Below are 229 nucleotides of genomic sequence, written 5' to 3' on the forward strand. Positions count from 1 at the left end.
ATCGTATTCCATCAGCTAAGCCGCCCTGTTGTAGAACCCTGCTGCATATACATTGAAGTAGTTGAAACTGTTTCCAGTGTATTCGGTCAACCCAACTATTTTGGGGGTTTCGAATAGATTGTCGTTATGGGCCACCTTCAACAAAAGATCAAAAGTGACATCAAAGCCTCTCACTGCATATCTGTCGTGCTGCAACCCCCCATATTTTTGTCTATAGGCCCTGGTAAAG

Annotated in this window: 1 pseudogene; it reads right to left on the bottom strand. The window is 44.1% G+C overall.

Annotation, left to right across the window (positions count from 1 at the left end):
- Nucleotides 1-15: 15 nt before the first annotated feature.
- A pseudogene (locus tag ACRHOZ_RS21765) lies at nt 16-229 on the bottom strand (branched-chain amino acid ABC transporter substrate-binding protein); the annotation flags it as partial.

It is taken from the genome of Flagellimonas flava (assembly GCF_050617915.1).
GTDB lineage: Bacteria > Bacteroidota > Bacteroidia > Flavobacteriales > Flavobacteriaceae > Flagellimonas > Flagellimonas flava_A.